The 24,805-nt window shown below is 40.1% G+C and carries 16 protein-coding genes and 3 tRNA genes; 8 read left to right on the forward strand and 11 right to left on the reverse strand.

All coding sequences use genetic code 11. The annotated features are described in order from the left end of the window. Positions 1-39 precede the first annotated feature (39 nt). The 6 genes from AB3G73_RS04630 (at position 40) to AB3G73_RS04655 (ending at position 7,565) form a co-directional block, all read left to right on the forward strand. Complete coding sequence (locus AB3G73_RS04630) at positions 40-2,568, forward strand: ATP-dependent Clp protease ATP-binding subunit (RefSeq protein ID WP_195650134.1); 2,529 nt, start codon at positions 40-42, stop codon at positions 2,566-2,568. 133 nt (positions 2,569-2,701) lie between these two features. Continuing rightward, positions 2,702-4,747, forward strand: a complete 2,046-nt coding sequence (gene htpG, locus AB3G73_RS04635; RefSeq protein ID WP_004306065.1) for a molecular chaperone HtpG — start codon at positions 2,702-2,704, stop codon at positions 4,745-4,747. A 171-nt stretch (positions 4,748-4,918) separates the two neighbouring features. Continuing rightward, on the forward strand, positions 4,919-7,216 hold the full coding sequence (locus AB3G73_RS04640; RefSeq protein WP_167511855.1) for a patatin-like phospholipase family protein: 2,298 nt from the start codon (positions 4,919-4,921) through the stop codon (positions 7,214-7,216). 78 nt (positions 7,217-7,294) lie between these two features. Continuing rightward, positions 7,295-7,368 (forward strand) — tRNA-Arg (locus AB3G73_RS04645). A gap of 20 nt (positions 7,369-7,388) precedes the next feature. Next, positions 7,389-7,462 (forward strand) — tRNA-Arg (locus AB3G73_RS04650). A gap of 29 nt (positions 7,463-7,491) precedes the next feature. Beyond that, positions 7,492-7,565: transfer RNA gene (locus AB3G73_RS04655), tRNA-Arg, on the forward strand. Between the two features lie 525 nt (positions 7,566-8,090). Here AB3G73_RS04655 and dapA read toward each other — a convergent pair. Next, positions 8,091-8,984 (reverse strand): 4-hydroxy-tetrahydrodipicolinate synthase, encoded by an 894-nt coding sequence (gene dapA / locus AB3G73_RS04660; protein ID WP_004303039.1) that lies wholly within the window; start codon positions 8,982-8,984, stop codon positions 8,091-8,093. A 59-nt stretch (positions 8,985-9,043) separates the two neighbouring features. Further along, entirely contained in the window at positions 9,044-11,044 is a 2,001-nt protein-coding gene (gene ligA, locus AB3G73_RS04665) for an NAD-dependent DNA ligase LigA (RefSeq protein WP_148366679.1), read from the reverse strand. 75 nt (positions 11,045-11,119) lie between these two features. On the opposite strand from ligA, the gene trmD reads away from it, so the two are divergent. Beyond that, positions 11,120-11,797, forward strand: a complete 678-nt coding sequence (trmD, locus tag AB3G73_RS04670; RefSeq protein ID WP_367743198.1) for a tRNA (guanosine(37)-N1)-methyltransferase TrmD — start codon at positions 11,120-11,122, stop codon at positions 11,795-11,797. Between the two features lie 216 nt (positions 11,798-12,013). Here the strand turns inward: trmD and AB3G73_RS04675 are convergent, their stop codons facing one another. From AB3G73_RS04675 to AB3G73_RS04695, 5 genes are all read right to left on the reverse strand, one after another. Continuing rightward, positions 12,014-12,925, reverse strand: a complete 912-nt coding sequence (locus AB3G73_RS04675; protein WP_148366677.1) for a dihydroorotate dehydrogenase — start codon at positions 12,923-12,925, stop codon at positions 12,014-12,016. Next, complete coding sequence (locus AB3G73_RS04680) at positions 12,913-13,689, reverse strand: dihydroorotate dehydrogenase electron transfer subunit (protein ID WP_004295951.1); 777 nt, start codon at positions 13,687-13,689, stop codon at positions 12,913-12,915. The genes AB3G73_RS04675 and AB3G73_RS04680 overlap by 13 nt, the downstream gene beginning before the upstream one ends. 76 nt (positions 13,690-13,765) lie before the next feature. Further along, positions 13,766-14,236, reverse strand: a complete 471-nt coding sequence (locus tag AB3G73_RS04685) for a helix-turn-helix domain-containing protein (protein WP_074558527.1) — start codon at positions 14,234-14,236, stop codon at positions 13,766-13,768. A 1,212-nt stretch (positions 14,237-15,448) separates the two neighbouring features. Then, the gene (gene holA / locus AB3G73_RS04690; RefSeq protein ID WP_074558529.1) at positions 15,449-16,468 is read right to left on the reverse strand and encodes a DNA polymerase III subunit delta; all 1,020 of its coding nucleotides are present in this window, start codon (positions 16,466-16,468) and stop codon (positions 15,449-15,451) included. A gap of 23 nt (positions 16,469-16,491) precedes the next feature. After that, complete coding sequence (locus tag AB3G73_RS04695) at positions 16,492-17,268, reverse strand: AMP nucleosidase (protein ID WP_004295947.1); 777 nt, start codon at positions 17,266-17,268, stop codon at positions 16,492-16,494. A gap of 63 nt (positions 17,269-17,331) precedes the next feature. On the opposite strand from AB3G73_RS04695, the gene AB3G73_RS04700 reads away from it, so the two are divergent. Continuing rightward, entirely contained in the window at positions 17,332-17,781 is a 450-nt protein-coding gene (locus AB3G73_RS04700; RefSeq protein ID WP_004295946.1) for a type I restriction enzyme HsdR N-terminal domain-containing protein, read from the forward strand. A 172-nt stretch (positions 17,782-17,953) separates the two neighbouring features. Here AB3G73_RS04700 and AB3G73_RS04705 read toward each other — a convergent pair whose 3' ends face one another. The 4 genes from AB3G73_RS04705 to AB3G73_RS04720 form a co-directional block, all read right to left on the reverse strand. Then, complete coding sequence (locus tag AB3G73_RS04705) at positions 17,954-21,103, reverse strand: efflux RND transporter permease subunit (protein ID WP_367743213.1); 3,150 nt, start codon at positions 21,101-21,103, stop codon at positions 17,954-17,956. Between the two features lie 140 nt (positions 21,104-21,243). Then, complete coding sequence (locus AB3G73_RS04710; RefSeq protein ID WP_234133416.1) at positions 21,244-22,377, reverse strand: efflux RND transporter periplasmic adaptor subunit; 1,134 nt, start codon at positions 22,375-22,377, stop codon at positions 21,244-21,246. 33 nt (positions 22,378-22,410) lie between these two features. Continuing rightward, positions 22,411-23,808, reverse strand: a complete 1,398-nt coding sequence (locus tag AB3G73_RS04715) for an efflux transporter outer membrane subunit (protein ID WP_004295943.1) — start codon at positions 23,806-23,808, stop codon at positions 22,411-22,413. Between the two features lie 161 nt (positions 23,809-23,969). Continuing rightward, positions 23,970-24,800: a zinc ribbon domain-containing protein gene (locus AB3G73_RS04720; protein ID WP_004295942.1), complete on the reverse strand. Its 831-nt coding sequence runs from the start codon at positions 24,798-24,800 to the stop codon at positions 23,970-23,972. Between the last annotated feature and the right edge of the window lie 5 nt (positions 24,801-24,805).

Raw genomic sequence — 24,805 nt, forward strand, 5'->3', positions numbered from 1 at the left:
TTTGCCAGTGAATAACCCTTAGAAGAAGAGGAAAAAAGTATGAATAATCAATTCTCACAAAGAGTTTCCGACATTATCGTCTATAGTAAGGAAGAAGCGAATCGGTTGAGAAGTAGGTATATAGGTCCCGAACACCTGCTTCTGGGAATACTCCGTGACGGTGAAGGAAAAGCTATCGAGATATTGTCTAAACTCAACACCAATCTGGCTGCTATAAAGCAACAGATTGAAGCTCAGCTGAAGGCAGAAGCTGATGATATGTTATTGCCTGATGCAGAGGTACCGTTATCTAATGATGCGGCAAAGATATTAAAAATGTGTATTTTAGAAGCTCGTGGAATGAAAAGTAACATCGCTGATACAGAACATGTATTATTGGCTATTTTAAGAGAAAAAAACAATATGGCGGCTTCCGTACTTGAAGCAAACGATATAAACTATGTGAAAGTACTGGAGCAAGCTACATTGCAGCCGGATATCAATTCCGGTATGGGCTTTTCGGAAGACGATGAGGATGACGAAGAAATGTCTTCTCCTCGTTCCGGCAGAGGTGGTTCGGATGAACGCCAACAGGCGCAAACCGCTTCCAAGAAGCCGTCTAATGATACGCCGGTACTTGACAATTTTGGTACTGACATGACAAAAGCGGCAGAAGAAGGGCGGTTGGATCCTGTCGTGGGCAGAGAAAGAGAAATCGAACGTTTAGCGCAGATCTTAAGTCGGCGCAAAAAGAATAACCCGATTCTGATTGGTGAACCCGGTGTAGGAAAATCAGCGATTGTTGAAGGCCTTGCATTGAGAATCATTCAGAAAAAGGTTTCACGTATCCTGTTTGATAAACGAGTCGTTGCTCTTGACATGACTGCTGTTGTAGCGGGAACAAAGTATCGTGGACAATTTGAAGAACGTATCCGTTCCATTCTCAATGAATTGCAGAAGAATCCGAATGTTATATTATTCATTGATGAAATTCACACGATTGTTGGTGCAGGCTCTGCAGCAGGTTCTATGGATGCTGCCAATATGTTAAAACCAGCATTGGCAAGAGGAGAAATACAATGTATCGGTGCCACCACTCTTGATGAATATCGTAAGAATATTGAGAAAGATGGCGCTTTGGAACGCCGTTTCCAGAAAGTAATCGTAGAACCGACTACTGCTGCCGAAACTCTGCAGATTTTGCGTAATATCAAGGATAAGTATGAAGATCATCACAATGTGTATTATACGGATGAAGCATTGGAAGCATGTGTCAAGCTGACAGACCGCTATATCACAGATCGTAATTTCCCTGATAAAGCCATTGATGCTTTAGATGAAGCCGGCTCACGTGTACATCTTACTAATGTCAATGTACCCAAAGAGATAGAAGAACAGGAAAAACTGATCGAAGAAGCTAAAAATAAGAAAAATGAAGCTGTAAAATCGCAGAATTTTGAACTTGCAGCTAGCTTCCGCGATAAGGAAAAAGAGCTTTCTATCCAATTGGATGAGATGAAAAAAGAATGGGAAGCCAATCTAAAAGAAAACAGGCAAACTGTTGATGCAGAAGAAATTGCCAATGTTATCTCAATGATGTCAGGCATTCCAGTACAACGAATGGCACAGGCTGAAGGCATCAAGTTAGCAGGTATGAAAGAAGATTTGCAAGCTAAAGTCATCGCGCAAGACACAGCGATAGAAAAGTTGGTCAAAGCCATTTTGCGAAGCCGTGTAGGACTCAAAGATCCTAATAAGCCCATTGGCACGTTTATGTTCTTAGGTCCGACAGGAGTTGGTAAAACTCACTTAGCAAAAGAATTGGCCAAGTATATGTTCGGTTCTGCCGATGCACTGATTCGTATCGATATGAGTGAATATATGGAAAAGTTCACTGTTTCACGTTTGGTTGGAGCACCTCCGGGATACGTAGGATATGAAGAAGGTGGCCAGCTGACAGAAAAAGTGCGCCGTAAACCATACTCTATTGTATTGCTTGATGAAATAGAAAAAGCACATCCGGATGTATTCAATATCCTGCTTCAGGTAATGGATGAGGGTCGTCTGACTGACAGTTATGGCAGAATGGTAGATTTCAAAAATACCGTTATTATCATGACTTCCAATATCGGAACCCGCCAGCTGAAAGAATTTGGACGTGGTGTCGGTTTTGCGACACAAAGTCGCCTGGATGATAAAGAATTCTCGCGAAGTGTAATACAAAAAGCTCTAAATAAATCATTCGCGCCTGAATTCATCAATCGTGTAGATGAGATTATCACGTTTGATCAACTTTCTATGGAAGCGATAACAAAGATTATAGACATAGAGTTAAAAGGATTGTACAATAGAATAGAATCTATTGGTTACAAGCTTGTTATTGAAGATAAGGCGAAAGAATTTATCGCTAGCAAGGGATATGACGTACAATATGGCGCCCGTCCTTTGAAACGCGCAATTCAAACCTATCTGGAGGATGGTTTATCCGAGCTCATCATTTCCTCGTCTTTAAAGGAGGGAGATACTATTCAAGTAACCCTTAATGAAGAAAAAGGCGAATTGGAGATGAAAGTTGTTTCTCCGGAATAGAGTTATTTCCTGAATAAGAAAATAATTTTATATGCCATAATGTCAGACCTTCGGGTCTGGCATTTTTTTTGTCTCTATATGGACAAACATCAATTAAAATTAATCAATAGATAAACTAAAAAATATACGTATTATGCAAAAAGGTAATATTGGGGTTACAACAGAAAACATTTTCCCTATCATTAAAAAGTTTTTGTACAGTGACCATGAGATTTTTCTGCGCGAGTTAGTATCCAATGCGGTAGATGCCACTCAGAAGTTGAATACGCTTGCTTCTATTGGCGAATTCAAAGGTGAACTGGGTGACTTAACTGTTCACGTTGAATTAGGCAAAGATACTATTACCATTTCTGATCGTGGTATCGGTTTGACTGCAGAAGAAATAGAGAAGTACATCAATCAAATAGCTTTCTCCGGAGCTAATGACTTCCTGGAGAAGTATAAGAACGACGCAAATGCCATTATCGGACATTTCGGACTTGGCTTCTACTCTGCCTTTATGGTTGCAAAGAAAGTGGAGATCATCACTAAATCATACAGAGACGATGCAAAAGCCGTAAAATGGACTTGTGATGGCAGCCCTGAATTCACTATTGAAGAAATAGAAAAAGCCGACCGTGGATCAGATATCATCTTATACATTGATGATGACTGCAAAGAATTCCTCGAAGAAGCACGTATCTCCGAACTTCTGAAGAAATATTGCAGCTTCCTTCCTGTTCCTATTGCATTTGGAAAAAAGAAAGAATGGAAAGACGGCAAACAGGTAGAAACGGCTGAAGATAATATAATCAATGATACCACTCCTTTGTGGACACGCAAGCCTAGCGAACTTTCGGATGAAGATTACAAATCATTCTATAGCAAGCTATATCCGATGTCTGATGAACCACTCTTCTGGATTCACTTGAATGTGGATTATCCATTCCATCTGACTGGTATCCTCTACTTCCCGAAGGTAAAGAGCAATATTGAATTAAATAAGAACAAGATTCAGTTATATTGCAATCAAGTATATGTAACAGACTCTGTTGAAGGCATTGTGCCGGACTTCCTGACTTTGTTACATGGAGTAATAGATTCTCCGGATATTCCGTTGAACGTTTCCCGTTCATACTTGCAAAGCGACTCAAACGTGAAGAAGATTTCAACTTATATCACCAAGAAAGTTTCCGACCGTTTGCAGTCTATATTCAAGAATGATCGTAAGCAGTTTGAAGAAAAGTGGAATGACTTGAAAATATTTATCAATTATGGAATGCTCACACAAGAGGATTTCTATGATAAAGCGCAAAAATTCGCCCTTTTCACCGATACAAATGACAAACATTACACATTCGAGGAATATCAGACCCTTATTAAAGATAACCAGACAGACAAAGATGGAAATCTAATCTATCTGTATGCAAATAACAAGGACGAACAATACAGCTATATTGAAGCTGCAACCAACAAAGGCTACAATGTCTTACTCATGGATGGCCAGTTAGATGTAGCTATGGTAAGTATGTTGGAGCAAAAGCTTGAGAAATCCCGTTTCACCCGTGTAGACAGTGATGTTGTTGACAATCTGATTGTAAAAGAAGACAAGAAAGGTGAAACTCTGGAAGCCAACAAACAAGATGCAATCACAACAGCCTTCAAGAGCCAATTGCCTAAAATGGATAAGGTTGAATTCAATGTGATGACGCAGGCGTTGGGAGAAAATTCGGCTCCGGTCATGATTACTCAAAGCGAATATATGCGTCGTATGAAAGAAATGGCGAATATTCAAGCCGGAATGAGCTTCTACGGCGAAATGCCTGACATGTTCAATCTGATCCTGAATTCAGACCACAAGTTGATAAAACAAGTATTGAATGAAGAAGAGAATGCCTGTCAAGCAGAAGTAGCTCCGATACTCTCCGAAATGGATAACGTCAACAAACAACGTAATGAGTTGAAAGACAAACAGAAGGATAAAAAAGAAGAAGACATCCCGACAGCTGAAAAAGATGAATTAAACGATCTCGACAAGAAGTGGGATGATCTGAAAAGCAAGAAAGAAGCTATCTTTATCGGCTATGCAAGCAATAACAAAGTTATCCGCCAGCTTATCGATCTGGCCTTACTTCAAAACAATATGTTAAGAGGTGAAGCTTTGAATAACTTCGTAAAACGTAGCATTGAGCTGATTTAATATCGCCCCTTTAAACATTACACATACTTCAAGAAAGAGCATTCAACGTTAAATACACGTTGTAATGCTCTTTTTCAATTTAAAACGATCGGCAAAATATCGATTAATTGAAAAGTATTGTATATATTTGAACACTTAATAGACAAAAAATTCAATTGTTTGATTTGGGTTATGAGAAAGATTTTTTTAGTGTTCATTACTTTATGGCTGATTATTCCGGCTATCCATGCCCAAAAAGTAGGACTTGTATTAAGCGGTGGTGGCGCCAAAGGAATGACACACATTGGTATCATTCGCGCATTGGAAGAAAATAACATCCCTATTGACTACATTGCAGGTACTTCCATGGGAGCTATTATCGGCTCTTTGTATGCTATGGGGTATTCTCCTGATGACATGGTAGAACTGCTCAAATCGGAGGACTTTAAACGATGGTATTCCGGAGAGGTGGAAGAGAAATATGTATACCATTTCAAAAAGAATCTTCCCACTCCCGAATTTTTCAATATTCGTTTTTCATTCAAAGATTCACTGAAGAGTTTAAAACCTCAATTCCTGCCTACCAGTGTTGTCAACCCGATTCAAATGAATCTCGTATTTGTTGACCTATATGCACGTGCTACGGCCGCTTGTAAGGGAGATTTTGATAAACTTTTTGTTCCTTTCCGTTGCATTGCGTCCGATGTGTACAATAAAAAACAGTTAGTCATGAAGGAAGGAGATTTAGGAGATGCCGTCAGAGCTTCCATGAGCTTCCCTTTCATGTTTAAACCCATTGAAATAGACAATGTACTGGCCTACGATGGAGGTATCTATAATAACTTTCCCACGGACGTCATGAGAGATGATTTTCATCCGGATGTCATTATAGGAAGCGTTGTATCCACCAATCCCACTAAACCCAAGGAAAATGACCTCATGAGTCAAATTGAGAATATGGTGATGCAGAAAACCGATTATTCTATTCCGGACTCTATGGGGATTTTAATGACGTTCAAATATGACAATGTCAACTTGATGGATTTTCAACGCATCGACGAATTACATGATATAGGATATAATCGAACCATCAGCATGATGGATTCTATCAAAAGCCGTATCCATCGGCGTGTGAATCTGGACAATATTCGTTTAAGGAGAATGGTATACCGTAGTAATTTCCCTGAACTACGTTTTAAAAATATCATCATTGATGGAGCTAATCCACAACAACAAGCATATATAAAGAAAGAATTTCATAAGTCAGATAACAAAGAATTTACCTATGAAGATTTAAAACAAGGTTATTTTCGATTGCTATCAGATAAAATGATTTCAGAAATCATACCGCATGCAATTTATAATCCGGAAGATGACACCTATGATCTGCATTTAAAAGTCAAACTGGAAAACAACTTTGCTGTACGGCTGGGAGGTAACATATCCACCTCTAATTCGAATCAGATCTACCTGGGACTTAGTTATCAGGACTTAAACTACTATGCCAAAGAGTTTATTCTTGACGGACAGCTTGGAAAGGTATATAACAACGTGCAATTTATGGCAAAAATAGACTTTGCCACTGCCATTCCTACCTCTTACCGTCTCATAGGTTCGATCAGCACTTTCGACTATTTTAAAAAGGACAAACTTTTTTCGCGAAATAACAAACCAGCCTTTAACCAAAAAGACGAACGTTTCTTGAAATTACAGGTTGGATTACCTTTCCTTTCGAGCAAACGAGCAGAGTTTGGAGTAGGAATTGCAAGAATAGAGGATAAATATTTTCAAAAAAGTGTCATTGACTTTGGAAATGACAAATTTGATAAAAGCCGCTATGATTTGTTCGGTGGATCAATTAGTTTTAATGGAAGTACCCTTAATTCCAAACAATATCCTACACGTGGATACAGAGAAGCCCTTGTAGCCCAGATTTTCGTTGGAAAAGAACGATTCTATCCGGGCGAAGGAAGTACGACCAGTAACAACAAAGATCATCACTCCTGGCTGCAATTATCTTATATGAAAGAGAAATATCATAATATGAGTGAACATTGGGTTTTAGGATGGTATTTGAAAGCCCTGTATGCCTCCAAAAACTTCTCCGAGAACTATACGGCAACAATGATGCAAGCCGGAGAGTTTTCCCCTACATTACATAGCAAATTGACCTACAATGAAGCCTTTCGTGCCAATCAATTTGTCGGAGCCGGCATTCGGCCTATTTACCGTTTAAGCCAGATGTTCCATCTCCGGGGAGAATTCTATGGTTTTATGCCTATTTATCCAATCGAAAAAAACTCGTTGAATAAAGCATATTACGGAAAAGCTTTCTCCAAGTTTGAATATTTAGGAGAAATTTCTGTTGTATGTCAATTGCCTTTTGGAGATATCTCTGCATATGTAAATCATTATAGCTCACCGAAAAGGGAGTGGAATGTCGGACTAAGTATAGGTTTACAACTATTCAATTATCGGTTCATAGAATAATTTTCTACAAAAAAGTCGGTGAAAAGCTTGCTAATTCGGGAAAAGTCCGTATCTTTGCACCCGTTAAAACAAAATAACGGTCGCGTAGCTCAACTGAATAGAGTAGCTGACTACGGATCAGCCGGTTACAGGTTTGAATCCTGTCGCGATCACTTTTTTGAATTAACAGAATGGCCGCGTAGCTCAACTGAATAGAGTAGCTGACTACGGATCAGCCGGTTACAGGTTTGAATCCTGTCGCGGTCACTGAAAAATTTACAAGTTATATTATTTGAGGTCGCGTAGCTCAACTGAATAGAGTAGCTGACTACGGATCAGCCGGTTACAGGTTTGAATCCTGTCGCGATCACGAAATCCTCTGCATTTGATGCGGAGGATTTTTATTTTCCCCCATTTCATCGAAGAAATTAGCTATAACTAAACTAAAAGATTCAAAAGTCAGCCATTATAAACAAGCAATACATCCCCTCATATCCCTTGTTTTCAATACCCTCTTCACCTTCACCTTTCTTCCGGGCTCCCTACAAATAAGTCGTTTACGGGTGAAGGGCAACTCTTACACAGCCTTTTCACCTTGTTTGGAAATGAAATATGTCAATGGCTATTAGAATTCTTATCAAGCCCTCAAATAGCTATGCTTTAGATAGGCTAAAGCGTAGCTTTCCGTTCCCTAAAGCTATGCTTTAGAAAGGTGAAAAACCTGTATCAAAAAACGTAATTAATAAGAAATATACCTCTTTCACAATAGACAGCGGCCGTTTTAAAATAAATCATAGGCTGATTTAAAATAAATATCCCAATGATTGAATTCAATCATTGGGATATTTATTTTAAACACTTAGATGTTTATTATGAATTCCTCGCTGAAGAAGCATTAGCATTTAATATTCAACTCATTCAAAACCTTGCGTATTGCCTCAAATGTGGTAATACGAGTAGGAACCAGTGGCAACCGAAGTTTATTCTCGATCATACCCATGGCATTCAACATTGATTTTACTCCTGCCGGATTTCCATCAACAAACAATAAATTGAATAATTCCGTGAATCGATGGTGAATGGTTAATGCATTGGCAAAATCTCCTTGAAGCGCCAGGCGCGTCATACGGCTAAATTCACGAGGAAAAGCATTACCGATTACTGAAATCACACCAACGGCTCCCAATGTAATAAGCGGAAAGGTTATACCATCATCTCCGGAGATTACATTGAAATTTTCCGGTTTATTTTTAATAATATCATCCATTTGCGTAATATTGCCGGATGCTTCTTTAATAGCAACTACATTCTTAAAATCACGGGCAATCCGCAAAGTCGTTTCAGCAGTCATATTTACCCCCGTACGTCCCGGAACATTATACAATACGATGGGGAGCTCCGTAGCTTCCGCAATCGCTTTATAATGCTGATAAATACCTTCTTGAGAAGGTTTGTTATAATACGGCACAACAGACAATATAGCATCAACTCCTGTGAAATCATCGTTTTTCAATGTTTCTACAATAGCACGAGTATTATTACCACCTACACCCAACAGAATAGGAATTCTTCCGTTAACGCGGTCAATTACCATCTTTTTTATAGTTTTCTTTTCTTCCTCGGTCAGAGTCGGTGTTTCAGCTGTAGTCCCCAGCACACACAAGAAATCCGCATTATTCTGTAATAGATAGTCCACCATACGCATCAACGCGTCATAGTCAACGCTCTCATCCTCTTTGAAAGGAGTAATCAGTGCTACCCCCATTCCTTTCAATTTAGTCTGTATCATGAGTTTTAATTATAATCTCTAATTTATTTAGCCGCAAAAGTACGAATATTTTTCTTATCTTACGATATAAGTTTCAGAAATTCGTCTTCGCTTAATATGGTTATTCCAAGTTTTTTTGCTTTTTCAAGCTTTGCAGGTCCCATATTGTCCCCAGCCAGTATAAAACTTGTTTTCGCAGAAATGCTTCCTACATTTTTCCCTCCATTTTTCTCGATAAGCTCTTTATATTCGTCACGTGAATGATGGACAAACACACCGCTGATAACGATAGACTGTCCCGCTAACTTATCCGTATATCCTTTTAAATCTTCCTCGGTACGATAAAGCTGTAGTCCGGCCTCCTTTAGCTTGCTAACTAACTCACGATTAGACTCATTCGCAAAATATGCAAGTATACTCTGGGCTATTTTTTCTCCGATTTCATCGATACTTACCAATTTTTCTAGATCTGCCTGTTGCAAATCATCTATATTCTCAAACGATTTTGCTATCTTTTTGGCCACAGTCTCACCAACAAAGCGAATTCCCAAAGCAAAAATAACACGTTCGAAAGGAACGGTTTTGCTTTGTGCAATCCCCGTTATAATGTTCTCCGCCGATTTTTCTCCCATACGATCCAAACCTTTGATATCATCAGCTGTGAGTTTATATAAGTCGGCCGTATTTTTAATTAATCCCAAACGATAGAACATATCCACAGTTTCCGGTCCCAATCCATCAATATTCATAGCCTTTCGACTAATAAAATGCTCGATTTTGCCTTTGATTTGAGGAGGACACGCTGTTTCATTAGGGCAATAATGAGCGGCTTCCCCTTCATACCTGACTAATTTACTACCACATTCAGGACAATTGACGATGAATCGAACCTTCTCCCCAAGCATAAAACTACGTGCATCTTTATCTACCCCCGTAATCTTAGGAATAATTTCACCACCTTTTTCCACATAAACCATGTCTCCGATATGCAAATCAAGTCCTTCGATGATATCCGCATTATGTAAGGATGCACGTTTTACGACAGTTCCCGAAAGCTGTACAGGGTCCAGATTAGCTACCGGAGTGACTGCCCCGGTTCTTCCTACCTGATAGGTCACCTTATTCAATCGGGTCAATGCACGTTCTGCCTGAAATTTATAGGCAATAGCCCATCGGGGAGACTTAGCCGTAAAACCCAAATTTTTCTGTTGTCTCAAACTGTTCACCTTTAAAACAATCCCGTCTGTGGCAACCGGTAGATTTTTACGTTCTACATCCCAATAGTTGATAAATTCAAAGACCTCCTCCAATGTCTGGCACTTACGCGTCAAATCAGAGATTTTAAAGCCCCATTTTGCCGCTTCCTGAAGATTTTCATAATGTCCGTCACAAGGCAGATTATCTCCCAATAAATAATATAAATAAGCATCCAGCTTGCGAGAAGCTACAATAGAAGAGTTCTGCAACTTCAATGTACCGGACGCCGCATTTCTCGGATTGGCAAAAAGCGGTTCTTCACGCGCCTCTTTTTCCCGGTTCAACTCTTCAAACACTTCCCATGGCATAAGAATTTCCCCACGTATCTCAAAAGAAGCGGGATAATTATCACCATGTAATACAAGCGGAATAGAACGGATTGTTTTCACATTATCCGTCACATCATCGCCTTTTTCTCCATCTCCACGGGTGACGGCACGAACCAACTTCCCATTTTCATAGGTCAACGAAATAGAAGTACCGTCATATTTCATTTCACAACAAATCTCGAAATCCTCATTTAGCGCTTTACGGACACGATCGTAGAAGTCCGTCACTTCCGCTTCCGAATATGTATTTGCCAATGACAGCATAGGATATTTATGGGCCACTTGCGTAAAATTCTTGTTCAAGTCGCTCCCCACGCGCATAGTGGGTGAATTTTCATCTTTATATTCCGGATGTGCTTGTTCCAGATCCTGAAGTTCACGCATCTTATCGTCAAACTCTTTATCCGAGATTTCAGGAGCATTCAACACATAATAATTATAATTATGCCGATGAAGTTCGGCACGCAATTCCTCTATTTTTTCTTTTATATCCATATTTCTTCGATTGTTTAAGGCAAAAATACATGTTTATCTTTGAATATTTGTACTTTTGCGAAAAATTAAAAGATTATGCGCATTGATATTATAACAGTTTTACCCGAAATGATTGAAGGTTTCTTCAATTGTTCTATCATGAAACGAGCTCAAGATAAAGGAATTGCAGAAATACACATTCACAATTTACGTGATTACACCGAAGATAAATATCGCCGTGTCGATGATTATCCTTTTGGAGGATTTGCCGGAATGGTGATGAAAATAGAACCTATCGAACGCTGCATCAATGCTCTAAAGGCAGAACGTGACTACGATGAAGTTATCTTCACGACCCCTGACGGAGAACAATTCAACCAACCGATGGCCAACACACTCTCTCTGGCACAGAATCTCATTATTCTTTGCGGACACTTTAAAGGCATTGATTACCGTATCCGCGAACATCTGATTACCAAAGAAATCAGTATCGGCGATTATGTATTAACAGGAGGAGAACTGGCGGCAGCAGTGATGGCAGATGCTATCGTACGTATCATTCCCGGAGTCATTTCCGATGAACAATCCGCACTTTCCGATTCTTTCCAGGATAATTTGCTGGCAGCACCTGTATATACACGACCTGCTGATTATAAAGGCTGGAAAGTTCCCGATATTCTATTATCCGGGCATGAAGCAAAGATCAAAGAATGGGAACTGCAACAGTCCCTGGAACGCACCAGAAAACTTCGTCCCGACCTATTAGGGGAGTAAAATAAAGTGTAAATAAAAACGACGATGAAGATTACGTAAATCCTCACCGTCGTTTTTATTTTGTCTTCAATCTAAAGATTCTATCCGTAGACAATTCCTCTAAACACGAACTTCTTTTTCATCTGCTATTACCTGCCTGTTTATCCTTTCTCTATTTAAAAGAGAAATAGCATTTTTCTTGCAGACTTAATGCGAAGGGTTATTGTATGTTTTCAATTATACCTCAAGCGCACCAATTATTTCCTTTACAGACTTACATCCGTGTCTTTCCAGGTAATTATTTATACCATCTTCCACTTTAATAGTAACAGCAGGATCTATGAAATTTGCCGTACCAATCTGGATGGCTGTCGCACCTGCAAGCATGAATTCAACAGCATCCTTCCAATCCATAATACCTCCCAATCCAATGACAGGAATATTTACCGCATTGGCAACTTGCCATACCATACGTAATGCGATAGGTTTTACGGCTGCTCCCGACATTCCGCCTGTTATAGTTGACAAAATAGGACGTTTACGTTCCGCATCAATCGCCATACCCAGCAATGTATTGATTAATGACACGCTATCCGCACCACTTTCTTCTGCTGCGCGAGCTATTTCAGTGATGTCCGTAACGTTTGGGGAGAGTTTTACGATAAGTGTCTTTTTGTAAGCTGAACGCACTGCTTTTACTACTTCTGATGCCCCTTTTGCTGACACACCAAAAGCCATACCACCTTGCTTTACATTAGGGCAAGAGATGTTTAGTTCTATAGCAGGAATTTTGTCAAGTTCATTAATGATTTCAGCTGTTTTTACATAATCTTCGATGGCAGATCCCGAAACGTTTACAATCATATTCGTTTGGATGTCTTTTATACGGGGATATATATGCTCCACAAAGTAATCAACACCCTTATTTTGCAGTCCCACAGCGTTTAACATCCCAGAAGGAGTCTCTGCCATACGCGGATAAGGGTTTCCTTCACGTTTGTGAAGAGTAGTCCCTTTTACAATAATACCGCCTATTCGCGCTATATCAATGAAGTCGGAGAACTCTTCACCATATCCAAATGTACCAGATGCTGTCATCACCGGGTTTTTCATTTGTAATTCACCAATGTTTACACTTAAATCTGCCATAGTAGTTTATTTATATTAAAAACAGGACCTTCTTTACATACACACAAATGACCTTCTGTCGTATTTTCCACACAACATAAGCATGCTCCGATACCACAAGCCATTGTATTTTCCAAAGATACTTCACATTCTATCTGATTACTTTTGGCATATTTTGCCACAGCCACCATCATCGGTTTGGGACCACAAGTGTAAATCTGCTCAAATCGTACCTTATTTAATATAGAATGTTGGGTAACATATCCTTTTTCTCCATGGCTACCATCTTCCGTAGTAGTATATACCTCTCCATATTTGGCAAACTCTTCCAGCTGCAACAGATCTTTGTCGCTACGGGCACCTAACAGGAACGTAGGTTTATGGCCTTTTTTAGCCAACTGCTCACCTAAATAAAGCATAGGGGCTGTTCCGACACCTCCACCAACTAATAAGAGCTTATCAGAAGCCTCCAGAGGCATTGTATATGCATTTCCCAACGGAAGCACTACATTTATTGTTTCACCGGGATTAACCTCTGCCAAACGTCTTGTTCCATCACCAACCAGCTGGATCAGAAACCATACCTCATTTCGCTGTTTATCTACAAAGTTAATAGAAATGGGACGTCGTAAAAATGTAGTAGGCGAACCGTCCACCCGGAGTTCGGCAAACTGCCCAGGTAACATTTCGGGCAGTAATGACTGAGAGGTCAATTTTAGCAATACATAGTTTGCATTCAATCTGATATTCTCAGTCACTGTCAGATCTAAAATAAATTTCTTCATGTATGGATATAAAAGTATAAATTCGTATTCCGGATGCAAAGATACAGGAAATTGCTCAAACCACCGATTTTACTCTTCATTTTTCAGGTCGAAACGTCTCATAGGTGTTATCATCGAAAAATATTCTTATTTCCGTGATTTTCCTGGCAGGCTTTTCTATATACCTAATCTCTTGTTTTACAATCTCTTTGGGGGCATTTTCGGCGTTTCTTAACGGCATTTCCTTGCGATTTTCCGGAAGAGTCGGCTCTTTGGACGGATTTACGGGATTCTCGTCGAATAAAGAAGGCAGGTAATCGTGGTTAGAAGAAGAAAAGGAAGTTCCTTCTTCAGACACCATCATTTCGCCTTTACCATAAAGCAACCATTCAAGATTTACATAGTCATACTTTTGATGAACCTTCATAACGACCTCTAAGCTGGGTTTATTCCGATCGTTTAAAATATGAGAGAGAGTAGATTGTTGCACTCCAATTGTTTCAGCAAAAACTCTAGGAGGAACTTTTTCTCTTTCCATTATCATTCTGATTCTGTCTTTTATTTCCATACTACCTTCTTTATATTACAATTGTATGTGTTATGTATCTATTTCACAAAAATACGCACGATCTCATTGATTATACAAAGGTAAATATTTAGATTCACAAAAGCAAATTACAAATATAAAAATATTAATATTACAAAAGTATAGAGTATTATACAAATCGAATATTACGCTTGTATATAGAATAAAACGAGCTATTATAAATATATAGTTTCAGTTTAACTGTAAAATGCAAAATGCAGATATACAGCTACATATACAATAAAAATAAACCTCAAATAGGAGTATTCACAAATATACATACCACATAGAGAAGACTTTTATAGTACAAATTGACATAATAAACTATATAACGCTGGCTTACAATAAGATAATAGATATAAAAGCATTTGTTAATGCCCCAACAACTACATTTGTATATCAGGTATTATTTTTGTAAATACACAAATATATTATTGTAAACACTAACCGTTGATCACATTTGGAATATGTTCACATAAATATATTACACATTTGTAATTACATATATACACAAAAGTAAATATTGATAGTTGCAAAAGCAATAAAAGGAAGGGAGCCACTCATACTTTACCAATGTATATTGCTATTTTTTTCTAATCATCCTTTACAATCTTCTCTAAAAAGAAAATCCTTGCAATATTTCCGTACCGATCTCCACTTATTTATTTTTTTTCAATTCTAGGAGGTTCATTTTTAGCATAAATAAATGAAAGACAAAGACTTACCACTATAATTCATATTCTATTTTTCTATTAAACTAGAAAAAATAGGCTTATAGTAATCAAATATACTCCTGGATTATCAAAATGACACTAATGGATGATTTTAGAGAAAAGAAAAAATCTCCATTCTCACTATAAAACGATACCTTTAAAATCCAAAATGCTTTTTTGATAAACTCAAGAATAAGTAAATTTTTCTCGTTTAAAAATTAAAGCTCCTATTTAAAAGAAAAAGTTTCCTTGAAGGTAGATCAATACAAAATTCTAAAAATAGACTTTGTGTAGTTCGTTAAATGGGTAAATCTATAAAACTATAAAAGGAGTAAATCTATTTGTAAAATAATCACTGGTATTGTGAAAGTCTTTTTTATAATGGAAGTAATTGCGGGAATACCAAAAAAAGACATATACTTCCCGTTTCTATCTACGGTAAAAGTATATGTCTGATTATATAGGTAATTCTTAATCCTACTTAATGCAAAATTTTGAACACTAATTCACGAAGAATATCTCCATCTGTCATAGAACTATTTTGGACTCCTTTGGATTTTGCATCAGCATATCGTATTTCTCCAACAATTTGCATGGTCTTTACTCCGCTATATTTTCGCATTGCTACCATATAATCCCGAGCCTGCCAAGGAGTTCTTAACCCTAGCATATTTGCAATCCCTTGCTCTGATTTATCCGGTGCATAATAAGCCAACATTAGGTTGGAGTAAAAGCTGAATAATAAAGACAGCGTCATTTGGATCGGATTAGTTTTCGGATTTTCCTCAAAATATTTTATTATCTTATTTGCTTTCAATATATCCTTTTCCACTAAAGCACTGCGCAATTCAAAGTTATTATAATCTTTGCTTATGCCTATGTTTTTTTCTATCTGTTCAGGAGTTACGCGTTTTTGTCCGGCAGGTAAAGTGATAATCAACTTTTCAAGCTCTCCGGTCAGACGACTCAAATCTGAACCTACAAAATCAGCAAGCATAGCAGTTGCTTTAGGTTCCATATCAACTCCTTTCCGTTTCATATATGAAGCTATAAAACCGGGGAGTTGTGCATCCTTTATTTTTTTAGATTCAAACAGCACACCAACTTTGTCCACCTCGGCAGCCAGCTTCTTTCTACGATCCAACGTTCCATGCTTATGGCATATCACTAAAATGGTGGAAAGCAAAGGCTTTTGAAGATAATACGACAACTCTTCCATATTACGTACCGCCTGCGCTTCCTTTACTACTACTACTTGGTGTTCCGACATCATGGGATAACGCTTTGCAGCATTTATAATCGTTGCCACATCCACATCAGCCCCATACACAACAGTCAGGTTGAATTCTTTTTCCGTCTCACTCAACACATTATCCGTTATATAATCTGCAATCAAGTCGATATAATACGACTCTTCTCCCATCAGGTAATAGATAGGGCGATACTGCTTTGCTCTCAGTTCCTTGAGGATGTCATCACAGGTCAGTTCTTGTTTTGCCATATATAATTTTCAGAAAGACCGGATTACCAGTCAAATTTCAAGTGTTTAACAGTTTTCTTTTCATCAATAATCATACGCAAAGAAGCAATACCAATTTCAACATGCTCTTCTACATAATTTCTGGTAACCAAATTATCACTTCTATCTGTTTTTACTCCGTCGGGGGTCATTGGCTGATCGGACACTAATAATAATGCGCCGGTAGGAATATGATTGGCAAAGCCACAACTGAACAAAGTTGCAGTTTCCATATCAACTGCCATAGCCCGGGTCTTTTTCAGATATTCTTTGAATGCATCATCATGTTCCCAGATACGGCGGTTGGTGGTATATACGGTACCGGTCCAATAGTCACGGCCTTTGTCACGGATGGATGAAGAAACGGCACGCTGCAACATAAATGCAGGTAATGCAGGAACTTCAGGAGGGAAATAATCGTTGGAAGTTCCTTCTCCACGAATAGCTGCAATAGGGAGAATCAAGTCGCCAAGCTGATTTTTCTTGTCGATGCCACCACATTTTCCCAAAAACAAACAAGCTTTGGGTTGAATAGCTCCCAGCAAGTCCATGATGATAGCAGCGTTGGGGCTTCCCATACCAAAGTTAATCATAGTGATGCCTTCGGCAGAAGCAGAAATCATATTTGCATCCCTTCCTAAGATGGGAACATTAAACTGATTTGCGAAAATCTCGACGTACTTGTTGAAGTTAGTCAACAGAATATACTCTCCAAAATCCTCCAGGTTACGTTTTGTGTAACGGGGCAGCCAATTAGCTACGATTTCTTCTTTTGTTTTCATAATTATCTATTAAATTTGTGCTCCCAATAATGGGAACCATTATTTAACTTACAAAAATAATAAATGTTATCGTTAAACCTACCAGTATTCGACACTAAAATAAACGTACGAAACGGAAAAAATGTAATTTTCGACGTAATTCGTAAACGATATGTCGCCCTTACCCCTGAAGAATGGGTACGGCAACACTTTGTTCACTTTCTTATTGCACACAAAGGATATCCGACTGCCCTTCTGGCCAATGAAGTAATGGTAAAGTTGAACGGTACTACCAAACGATGCGACACCGTACTTTATCGGAGGGATTTATCAGCCCGGATGATTGTGGAATATAAAGCACCCCATATCGAAATCACACAGGCTGTTTTCGATCAGATCACCCGGTATAATATGGTATTGAAAGTAGATTATCTGATTGTCAGCAACGGAATGCAACATTATTGTTGCCGGATGGATTATGAGAATCAGAGTTATACGTTCCTTCAGGATATTCCTGATTACAAATCTTTATAAAAATGTTCCGCTTCATTTGCCACAAAAAACGTACTTACCTGCAAGAATAAAATAGCGTCACTATCCATTCAAGATAGTGACGCTATTTGCTTACTATGGTGACACCATCCCAAACAGATAGCGTCACTATATCAACTACCCTTTCAGATAGCCTTCAAACAGTTTTTTACTTCTATATGACAGTATCTTTCCCACCATCCTCATTTCCTTTCTTTTTGCTGAACCGCTCTTGCAATTTCTGCATCAATTCGTAGAAATTAGGAATATAAATGGTAGCCAATAAAGTGTTCATGGCCATACCGAATACAACAGCAGCACCCAATGCTATACGACTTTGTGCACCTGCACCGGTGGCGAATAACAAGGGCATCACTCCTAATACAAAAGCAAAAGAAGTCATCAGGATCGGACGCAAGCGGACATGCCCCGCTTCAAAGGCAGCTTCCCTAATTGAATTACCCTCGGCACGGAAATCACGGGCAAATTCCACAATCAAAATTCCGTTCTTTGCAGAAAGTGCAACCAACAGAATGATACCGATTTGCGTATAAATACTGACTGGAGTTCCCATAATCAGACAGCCAATCATGGCACCTAATAATGCCACCGGCAATCCGATGACGGCTGCTACCGGGCTAGTCCAACTTTCATACTGTGCAGCAAGTACCAGAAAAGCAACAATTAACGCCATAATCAGAACAATGGTAGTCGTATTCCCAGCCTGGGTTTCCTGATAGGCAACGGAAGTCCATTCATACCCAAACTCATCTCCCAGCTGTTCCTTAAACAATGCTTCCACTTCTTGAATAGCCTGCCCGGTACTACTTCCCGGAGCAACATTACAAGTCAGAGAAGCAGTCGAGTACATATTATAGCGGTTAATCTGGTCTTGGCCTAACTGTTCCTCCACTTTGGTGAAAGAAGAAAAAGGCACCATCTCTCCTGCCGAATTCGGCACACTTAGCTTCAAGACATCATCAATTACCCGCTGTGCCTGGTCGCGTGCCTCAATCTTCACTTGGTAAATACGTCCGAATTCAACAAAATCATTCACATAAGCCGCTCCCATATAATAGCCTAATGTAGAGAAAACATCGTTCAAGGCAATTCCCATGAACTGGACTTTGTCACGGTCGATATTCAAGAAATATTGCGGAACATTTGCCTGATACTGGCTGGATACAGATGCTAAAGCCGGTTTCGAATGATAAGAAGCAAGCAAGGCATTGATGGCCTGCTGCATTTCCGTCGGTCCCAGATTACGCCGGTCTTCCAACTGAAGCTGTAAACCACCGGATGCACCCAACCCCGGAATAGCCGGAGGAACCATAGCAAACACTTCCGCAGCCTGAATAGTCATATACGCTTCACCATTAAAACGATTGACTATGGCAGCAGCCGTATGCTCCTTCCCTTTCCTCTCACTCCAGTTTTTCAGCACCACAAAATAAGTTGCGGAGTTACTCTGCTCGCCGCCACCCATGATAGAAAAGCCGGAAATACCAATATAATTTTTTACTTCCGGATAAGAATCCAAAATACCGTTTATCTTTTCTCCCACTGCTTGCGTACGCTCAAGGCTGGCGGCAGGCGGAAGTTGAACAACAGCAATAAAATATCCGTCATCCTCGTCCGGGATAAAAGTTGACGGCCAATGCATAAAAAGCAATAGAGCAATAACAGTCAAAGCGCCATAAGAAGCAAGAGCCATTCCCGGACGCTGAAGCAACCATTTGACAATTTTGTCATATACCCCTTGCGTCTTGTCATAAGCCTTATTGAAACCTTTGTATATAAAGAAGTTAGAAGGTTTACTCTTTTCAAGAAACAGTGCGCAAAGCGCAGGAGTCAATGTCAGCGAATTGAAACCGCTCAATACGGTAGAAGCGGCAATAGTCAGTGCAAACTGCTTATACAGCTGACCTGAAATTCCACTAATCATCATCGTCGGAATGAACACGGCAAGCAATACGAGAACCACCCCGACAATCGGGCCCGTGATCTCTCCCATCGCTTTTGTCACCGCTTCACGAGGTGAGTACTGCCCGGTTTCCAATAACCTCGAAGCGTTCTCCACCACCACTATCGCATCATCCACCACAATAGCAACTGCCAAAATCAGTCCGAACAATGTTAATGTATTGATAGAGAAACCAAATGCCGCCATTACGGCAAATGTACCGATCAACGATACCGGAATAGTGATACAAGGAATAATCACTGCCCGCCAATTCTGCAGGAACAAGAAAATAACGAGTATGACCAGCAAAGTTGTTTCAAAGAAAGTAACCATCACTTCATCAATGGAAGCATGGATGACATCAGTCGTATCCAAAGTGACATTATAGGCCACTCCTGACGGGAAACTTTCCGCCAGTTCTTCCATCTTAGCTTTCACTCCTTTTGAAACATCCAGCGAATTGGAACCCGGTTGCTGGTAAATAGCAATAGCAGCCGTAGGTTTTCCATTCAATCGCGACACTACATTGTATGAAGCAGACCCCAAATCAATACGTGCAATATCTTTCAGACGAAGCATCGCTCCGTCCTGCTCACGGCGAATAATAATATCTCCGAACTGTTCAGGAGATTTCAATCGTCCCTGGACATTCAAAGTATACTGAAAAGCATTCTTATTATCCTGTCCGATAGGCTGACCGATATATCCGGCAGATACTTCCACATTCTGCGACTGGATGGATTGATAGACTTGCTGCGGTGAAATATTCCGTATACGCATAGCCTCCGGATCGAGCCAGATGCGCATCGAATAGTCCCCTGCTCCCATCACATTCACAGCACCCACTCCGGGCACACGTGTCAGCTGGTCCACTAAATTCAATTTGGCATAATTAGTCAGATACAGGCTGTTGTACACAGAGTCCTGCGAAGTCATTGTCAAAAACATCACAATGTTTGAAGACTGTTTCTGCACAGTGACTCCTTGCACCACCACCGGTTCCGGCAGTGATGATTGTGCGATACTTACCCTGTTTTGTACCTGCACAGTTGCCATATCGATGTCCGTACCAACAGCGAATGTAATAGTCAGAGAATATGCTCCCGAAGATGAAGAATTGGAAGACATATAAAGCATGCCGTCTACACCATTCACCTGCTGTTCGATAGGAATACCCACTGTTTGAGCAACAGTTTCAGCATTTGCCCCGGGATAAACGGCAGAGACCTGCACCGTTGGCGGTGTGATCTCCGGAAATTGCGCCACAGGCAATATATTGAGTGTGACCAGACCGGCTACTACAATAAGCAGGGCAAGGACAGTAGCAAATATCGGTCGGTTGATAAAAAACTTAGAAAACATAATGTATAGGTTTAAAAGCAGCCTCTCTACAGCCTTCTCCCAAAGAGAGGGAGCAGAAAGTTACTTTTGTTAATTAATCGGTTTTAAGTACATCACCTTTATTGATTGCATTTGTTAATCAATCAGTTATCCCAAAGACCTTATTTCCCTCTTTTAGGAAGAGAATCAGGAAGCGGCTTTACTTTCATTCCGTCTCTGACTTTCATCAAAGCCTCCGTGACATACTGTTCCTGCGGGGAAAGTCCACCCAATACCTGCCGTAAAGTGCCGTCGACCAACTGCCCTATTTCAATATGCCGGTAATGAACTATATTCGAATCATTTACAACATATAAGTACTTGCCTAACTGGTCGGTTCCGATAGAACCCTCTTTCACCAGCATGGCATTTTTAGCTTCTCCATAAGGTAAAGTTATGCTTACATATAATCCGCTCTTCAATACCCCTTTCGGATTATCAAAATTGGCACGAACCATCAGTGTTCCTGTATTCACATCTACATTTGGTGAAAGATAATCGAGCGTAGCCGGATAACTTTCAGTTCCCCCCTTTCCCAGTTGAACCATTATTTTTTTAGGAAGATCAGTCGGTAACTGCTGGGTATCCATCGTCATTGCCAACCATTGATTATCAGTAACATTAAAGTAAGCATACATCTGATTATCTTTATAAATAGTAGCCAATGTGACTGGTTGCAATGAACCGCCTACATAACTTCCTATATCTACAGTCGCCTTACTTATGGTGCCGTCAAACGGTGCACGGACATAACAATATCCCAAGTTTGTACGGGCGGTGCTCAAAGCTGCTTCCGCGTTGCTGACAGCTGCAACACCTTCTTTCACAGAAGATTCAGCCTGAAGTACCTGTATCTGACTGACCGCATCACTCTTTACAGCCTCTTTCATACGGCTATAATTATTACGGGCATATTCCAATTGCGCCTGGGCAGTTCTCAATTCTGCTTCTGCTTGCTCCACCTGATCTTTGTATAAGGTTGGTTCGATGACAAACAACAGTTGCCCCTGTTTCACCCGTCCACCTGCGACATAAGAGGTAGATTGCAAGGTTCCGTTCACCCTGGCTACAAGATTCACCGTCTTTTCTGTTGTCAGATAACCCGGATAATCTTTCGTCAAAGTAATATCCTCCACTATGGGTTTGGTCACGCTAATTTCCGGAGTTGGCATACCTCCCATCGCTCCTGCACTTTTCTTCTCCTTGCAACCCGTCAATATAGGCAGTGCAAGAAGGATATACATCAGTTTTTTCATATCTGTTAGGTTATATATTTTATAGATTGATTTTTATTCTCTCCAACCACCCCCTAAAGCCTTGTAGAGGGCTATCAGTTGCAAAAGCGAACTACCTTGTGCCTGTACCAGCTGATTCTCATAAGATAACAGAGAACGTTGTGCATCAAGTACGTTTTGGAAAGGCGAAAGTCCCTGTTTATAAAGTTCCAGTGAAAGTTTCAATGTCTCAATACCTTGATTGCGCACTTCCCGCAGGGCTACAATCTGTTTGATTGAATTCCGATAGGAATTCATAGCATTGTCCGTTTCCTGTACGGCAGTTAAAACCGTCTGATTAAACTGGTTGATCGCTTCATCCAGTTGCGCTTTTGCCAGCCGTGTTGCATTCACCAGCTGTCCTCCATTGAAAATAGTCCAGTTCAATGACGGAGCAATTTCATAAGTCATACTTTTACTTTTGGTGAGATCCTTCAGGTCACGGGCGGCATATCCAAATGAACCTTTCAAGAAAACTTTCGGCAGCCAATCCGCTTTCGAAGCTCCGAGCAATGCTGCCTGCGCATTTACGCTCAATTCCGCACTTCGTACATCAGGCCGTCGCAGCAATAAATCGACAGGCATTCCCACTCCGATAGGTTCCATATAATCGGGCAATGTGCCACTGGATTCAAGAACAGGACGAATGTCCTGGGGATACATTCCCAATAAGACAGCCAATGTTGTAATATACTGATTGATACCCGCTTCCAGCTGGGGAATGGAGGCTTTTGTGCTATATAATACAGACTTGGCCTGTGCCACATCGAGTTTAGCAACCAGCCCGGTGTTATAGCGTACTTCCGTGATTTTCAGGACTTCTTCCTGCGAAGCACTGTTTTTCTTTACCACTTCAAGTTCTTGTTGCAACTCCCTTAGATTGATATAAGCCGAGGCTACTTCTGCAGCTAACGAGACCATGACTCCTGTGTATTCTTCCTTGCTGGCAGCAAAATTCTCTTTCTGCGCTTTTACCCGTTTCCGAATACTACCGAAAATATCAAGCTCCCAGCTCATGCTTAACGAAGCATCATAATAATGATCGGTTGTTTGGGGCAGTGAACTCGTATTTCCACTGGTTTCCTGACGGGTCCATCCTGCATTCAATCCGATGGAAGGAAAGAAGTTACTGCGTTCTATCCAAAGATTGGCACGAGCGGCAGCTATACGGTTGATTGCCATGGCAACAGAGTAATTACGATCTACTGCCAAAGCTATCAAAGAATCCAGTTTGGTATCTTGGAATGACTTCCACCAATGGTCATCCACCGGAAGTATCTGTTGAAACACTTCCCCGCTCTCTTCCCAATCTTGAGGAAGCGGAGCTTTCAAATAACGGTTTGCGGTCTGTCCAACCGCGGTCACAGTTGAAAGAAACATAAGGAGCGATGTGCCCCACACTCGTATATTCATATCAGTTCAGGTTTTTATGAAATGAAAAGATAACAACTAAAGGGTAAGTTTGTTTATCGATTCTTTTTTATACGAGCACTTGCTAAAACAAAAAAAAGCCCTGCATTGCTGCAGGGCTTACTATATATCAAAAAGTAACTTTACTTACTTCACAGCTTTCCTTATTCAGCAGTTTTTCTTCTAATAGCTCTTTTGGTAGTAGCTACCGGAGCTTCTTCCACCTTGTGTTCGATTTGTACGCCAGCCAATTCCGGGTCAATCATAATACGTCCACAATATTCGCAAACGATTACTTTCTTACGAGAACGGATATCCAGTTGTCTCTGGGGCGGAATCTTGTTAAAGCAACCACCACAAGCATCACGCTGTACGTATACAATACCCAATCCGTTGCGAGAGTTCTTACGGATACGTTTGAACGACTGCAATAGACGCGGTTCGATCTTAGTTTCCAAATCTTTAGCTTTGTCTCTCAATTTCTCTTCTTCCTGTTTGGTTTCAGAGATAATTTCATCCAGTTCGCTCTTCTTCTGCTCAAGGTCTTTCAGTCTTTCGTTAAGAATCTGATCGTTCTTCGTTACTTCAGCCTCTTTTTCTTCTTTATCAGCAGAATATTCTTTGATTCTCTTTTCGCAAAGTTCGATTTCCAATGTCTGGAATTCGATTTCTTTCGTCAAGAAGTCATATTCACGGTTATTGCGAACATTGTCTTGTTGTGACTTATATTTTTCTACTGAAGCCTTTGCTGTTTCGATTTCTACTCTCTTGCCGGCAATAGCAGATTTCAGTTCATCCACTTCAGCTTTGATCTTGTCGATACGGGTACTCAAACCAGCAATTTCATCTTCGAGGTCTTGCACTTCCAACGGAAGTTCACCTCTCAATGTCTTGATTTCATCAATCTTAGACAACATCGTTTGCAGTTGGAACAGTGTCTTCAGTTTCTGTTCTACCGTCAACTCATTCGGATCTTTTTTTGCTTCTCTAGCCATTTTAC

This window comes from Bacteroides sp. L008 (assembly GCF_040812255.1).
Taxonomy (GTDB): domain Bacteria; phylum Bacteroidota; class Bacteroidia; order Bacteroidales; family Bacteroidaceae; genus Bacteroides; species Bacteroides vicugnae.

Bases quoted from the DNA above. Each gene is read 5' to 3' on its own strand.
- AB3G73_RS04630 (WP_195650134.1), top strand. From the start codon at position 40: ATGAATAATCAATTCTCACAAAGAGTTTCCGACATTATCGTCTATAGT.
- AB3G73_RS04715 (WP_004295943.1), bottom strand. From the start codon at position 23,808: ATGAATATACGAGTGTGGGGCACATCGCTCCTTATGTTTCTTTCAACT.
- holA (WP_074558529.1), bottom strand. From the start codon at position 16,468: ATGGCAAAACAAGAACTGACCTGTGATGACATCCTCAAGGAACTGAGA.
- AB3G73_RS04675 (WP_148366677.1), bottom strand. From the start codon at position 12,925: ATGGCAGATTTAAGTGTAAACATTGGTGAATTACAAATGAAAAACCCG.
- htpG (WP_004306065.1), top strand. From the start codon at position 2,702: ATGCAAAAAGGTAATATTGGGGTTACAACAGAAAACATTTTCCCTATC.
- dapA (WP_004303039.1), bottom strand. From the start codon at position 8,984: ATGATACAGACTAAATTGAAAGGAATGGGGGTAGCACTGATTACTCCT.
- AB3G73_RS04685 (WP_074558527.1), bottom strand. From the start codon at position 14,236: ATGGAAATAAAAGACAGAATCAGAATGATAATGGAAAGAGAAAAAGTT.
- AB3G73_RS04640 (WP_167511855.1), top strand. From the start codon at position 4,919: ATGAGAAAGATTTTTTTAGTGTTCATTACTTTATGGCTGATTATTCCG.
- trmD (WP_367743198.1), top strand. From the start codon at position 11,120: ATGCGCATTGATATTATAACAGTTTTACCCGAAATGATTGAAGGTTTC.
- AB3G73_RS04720 (WP_004295942.1), bottom strand. From the start codon at position 24,800: ATGGCTAGAGAAGCAAAAAAAGATCCGAATGAGTTGACGGTAGAACAG.
- ligA (WP_148366679.1), bottom strand. From the start codon at position 11,044: ATGGATATAAAAGAAAAAATAGAGGAATTGCGTGCCGAACTTCATCGG.
- AB3G73_RS04680 (WP_004295951.1), bottom strand. From the start codon at position 13,689: ATGAAGAAATTTATTTTAGATCTGACAGTGACTGAGAATATCAGATTG.
- AB3G73_RS04705 (WP_367743213.1), bottom strand. From the start codon at position 21,103: ATGTTTTCTAAGTTTTTTATCAACCGACCGATATTTGCTACTGTCCTT.
- AB3G73_RS04700 (WP_004295946.1), top strand. From the start codon at position 17,332: ATGTTATCGTTAAACCTACCAGTATTCGACACTAAAATAAACGTACGA.
- AB3G73_RS04710 (WP_234133416.1), bottom strand. From the start codon at position 22,377: ATGAAAAAACTGATGTATATCCTTCTTGCACTGCCTATATTGACGGGT.
- AB3G73_RS04695 (WP_004295947.1), bottom strand. From the start codon at position 17,268: ATGAAAACAAAAGAAGAAATCGTAGCTAATTGGCTGCCCCGTTACACA.